Annotated in this window: 4 protein-coding genes; 1 reads left to right on the top strand and 3 read right to left on the bottom strand. The window is 35.9% G+C overall.

The window, feature by feature from the left end; all coding sequences use genetic code 11:
• The 3 genes from GILLI_RS18530 to GILLI_RS07300 form a co-directional block, all read right to left on the bottom strand.
• The coding region (locus GILLI_RS18530) for an STN domain-containing protein (RefSeq protein ID WP_006988458.1) at positions 1-356 on the bottom strand (356 nt) is incomplete at its 3' end.
• Between the two features lie 94 nt (positions 357-450).
• Positions 451-1,416, bottom strand: a complete 966-nt coding sequence (locus GILLI_RS07305) for a FecR family protein (protein ID WP_245545612.1) — start codon at positions 1,414-1,416, stop codon at positions 451-453.
• 67 nt (positions 1,417-1,483) lie between these two features.
• Positions 1,484-2,068: an RNA polymerase sigma factor gene (locus GILLI_RS07300; protein ID WP_006988456.1), complete on the bottom strand. Its 585-nt coding sequence runs from the start codon at positions 2,066-2,068 to the stop codon at positions 1,484-1,486.
• An 849-nt stretch (positions 2,069-2,917) separates the two neighbouring features.
• Here GILLI_RS07300 and GILLI_RS07290 point away from each other — a divergent pair.
• The gene (locus tag GILLI_RS07290) at positions 2,918-3,142 is read left to right on the top strand and encodes a hypothetical protein (RefSeq protein ID WP_040506492.1); all 225 of its coding nucleotides are present in this window, start codon (positions 2,918-2,920) and stop codon (positions 3,140-3,142) included.
• Positions 3,143-3,171: the final 29 nt, after the last annotated feature.

The following is a 3,171-nucleotide window of genomic DNA, read 5'->3' as shown; positions in this document are numbered from 1 at the left end:
TGCTGAATGTCTGGTTTCATAACACTTATGGTATGATTTATCTTTTTGAACTGAAAACCAGTTTTAGTAGTTATTCGTTGAAATATTCTCTCTAATCTTTCATTTTCAAACTGAAAAGTAAAACTGTGATTTGCATTACTTATGCTTTCATCAAAAACAAAGGTAAAACCGGTTTCATCTTCGATAGCTGAAAAAACTTCGGTAATTGAAGCATTTTTAACTTGTATACTGATTTGAATATCATTGTTAATTGCCGACCAGGCTTTTGTTCCAGCAGAACAAATGAGTATTCCCACCACCAAAAACAGGTAGGATTTGGTTAAATAATTTGGAAAAAATTGTAGTTTAGTATTCATTACAATTTGGCTATAGATTAATATTTGTAGTCTAATTTTTAAATAGCCCGTTTCTGTTTCAGCAGAAACGGGTTTGTAATTTTCCGTGGCTAATTCAATTAATGTTTTCGGTTTGTTCTCTTATAACTATGTTTTTAGGGGTTTTATAATCAATTTGTAAATCTTTGATAAGCGCGATGCTTAGTAATATGGTTTCCAGATTTTCATCTTTAAACTTCCCGGAAATAGTGAGTTTTCTTAAGGCAGGATTGGCAAATTCAATAGTTACATCAAACCAGTTTTCAAGAATTTTTGCGGTTTCTCCCAGACCTGTTTTATTTAAGACAATAATGTTTTTAGTCCAGGCATTATAGTTGGCACTATTCTCTTTAGAAATTTTTGGATTATCGTCCTGTACAAAACTTAGTTGCATATTTTTAGTTAGCAATATTTTTTGAGAAGGATTGTTTAGACCGGAAACTTCAACGATACCGGAATTAACGCTTATCTTTTCATTCCCTTCGGAATATGAGTTAATGTTAAATGAGGTACCTAAAACTTTAGTTTCTATGCTCCCTGATTTAATTCGGAAAGGTTTTTCAGGGTTTGGAGCAACTTCAAAAAATGCCTCCCCCTCCAGGGTGATCTTTCGGTCTTCTTTAAAGTTTTTGGGATAGCTTATTTTAGAACCAGAATTTAAGAAAACCCTGCTCCCATCGTTGAGTTCAATTTCTTTCTTTTCGCCTTTGGCAGCAACCTGGGTAAGATTATTATCAAGGATTAGGCTAGGTAAAACGGTACCTATTAACAGTAAAAAAACAGCCGCTGATGCAATGATGCCTTGCCAGTATTTCTTTCGGGAAATCTTCTTAAGCTGGATTTTATCCTCTATTCCGCGGAAGATTTTATCGCGCTTTGCCTGGTCCAGGTTCACAAAAGAATAAACTTCCTGCTCCTGCATTTTTTTGAGAAAAATATCTATCGCCAGCTTTTCCTGAGAATTTGCTTTTTTGGCTGCATACTTTTCTGCCAAATAAATAAGTTCATGTTTATTCAAAACCTGCTTTTGACTATAAGTCACATTTTTTGAAGAGAACACGTACGCAAAAATCAACTCTTAAAAGACTCTTAATATTGAAGAAGGGTGCTTAACATTGAAGCAATATTGTGGTAATAAAACCGGCGATATGGCAATTAACTAAATTAGCCTTAAGGTATGAAAGCGCGTTGCTTATTTGCTTTTCTACAGTACGAATAGAAATATCCAGTTTCTCGGCAATTTCTGAATTACTGTAATTATCGAAACGGCTAAGGATAAAAATTTCCCGGCATCTGGGTGGCAACTTCTTCACCTGAGAAAGCACTTCTTTTTCAAACTCCTGATATTCTAAATTAAGAACTGAGTTGGAAGGATAAGGAATGCTATTTAAAATTTCTTCCTGGCTATTGGAGAATTTTAAACTTCTAATATGATTGGCTACCCGGTATTTTACCGATCTTAATAAATAAGCCTCAAGGTTTAATATTTGGGATTCTGAAGCTTTCTCCCAAAGACTAATAAAGATCTCCTGAACAATATCTTCACAAACCTTATCATCGCGGTAGATTTTAAAGGCGTAAGAGTAGAGTCTTTTCCAATACCTGTCAAAAATTAAAGGAAAAACGGTACCATTCCCATTACTCAAATCTATTAATAACTGCTCGTCTGATATGAAAATTTCTTTGGATTTCATTAAAATTTAGTCTTTCCCAAAGGAAAGCCTTTAAACTGGGCTTCCCGTTTTCTAAGTTTTAAGCTTAGGTTATGAAAAATTAAATTCAAGACGAAATTTAAATTTCTAGTATTTACTTTATCTGTAAAAATGGTGGTGTAAACAATTATTAGGAAGCTTTGAATAAGTAGTGGTTTTTCTTTTACTTCTCTTTTTGGAGAATTTTTTTAGGTTATTTCCCCTTCCATCCATTATTCAGTCGATTTTTCCGTCATTTTCTTTCCAATGAGACGCACGTCCCCACATCTTAGGCTTTCGAAAGCAGGTAACTTGCCCTAAAAATATTGTACAGGATGCAGTTGAAGCCGAACCGTAATGAGTTCCTTGCCATTGTTTTGGCAACCGTTCTTTTGTAGTTCAACTTTTCCTTCATATAGGCAAAAGGGTGGTAACCGTGAGGTTATATCTGAAGAAAGCGAGACTACAAAACTCGGTACTGACCCTTCGGCTACGCTCAGGATAAACCAAGCAGAAACCGTATACAGAGGCATATTTACTTGGGTAAGCAAACACATCATTGTAACGCCCTAAGAACACAAAAAGGGTAAGTATGTAGATACGGCAGGGATTGAGTGAAAGAAGATGTTCTTACCTGGGGAGGTCTGTGCAACTACGAGTTGGTTAAGCACAGAAGTCAGCAGAAGTCATAGTACTACTTAGAAACGGACAAGCGGTGGGATTGCTTATACCATACCCCATCAGGAACAACAGTAGGAAGGACGGAACATTAAATCAAGTTGAAATTCGATTAGGAGGCTTAGCTAGCCTAATCTTAAGCCAACAGAAGTAAGCATTATTTTTTTTTAATTTATGATTGCAGAAGTATTACAAGCCGGTAACCTTTATAAAGCAGCGCACAAAGTGATGCAAAATAACGGAGCGAGTGGAGTAGATGGTATGGCAGTCTCAAAATTAGCCCTGTATATACGGGCAAATCGAGATCAAATAGTTTCTTCTATTCACACCAATGGCTATATACCTCAAGCAATTTTAGGAGTGCCCATACCCAAAGAAAGGGTAAATCCCGACTCTTAGGTATCCCCACCGTAGTAGACAGGTGTTTA

The organism is Gillisia limnaea DSM 15749, assembly GCF_000243235.1.
GTDB classification, from domain to species: domain Bacteria; phylum Bacteroidota; class Bacteroidia; order Flavobacteriales; family Flavobacteriaceae; genus Gillisia; species Gillisia limnaea.
This window is presented reverse-complemented; position numbering and strand designations above follow the sequence as displayed.

Coding starts and splice junctions, on each gene's coding strand:
- GILLI_RS07300 (WP_006988456.1), bottom strand. CDS start 2,068: ATGAAATCCAAAGAAATTTTCATATCAGACGAGCAGTTATTAATAGAT.
- GILLI_RS07290 (WP_040506492.1), top strand. CDS start 2,918: ATGATTGCAGAAGTATTACAAGCCGGTAACCTTTATAAAGCAGCGCAC.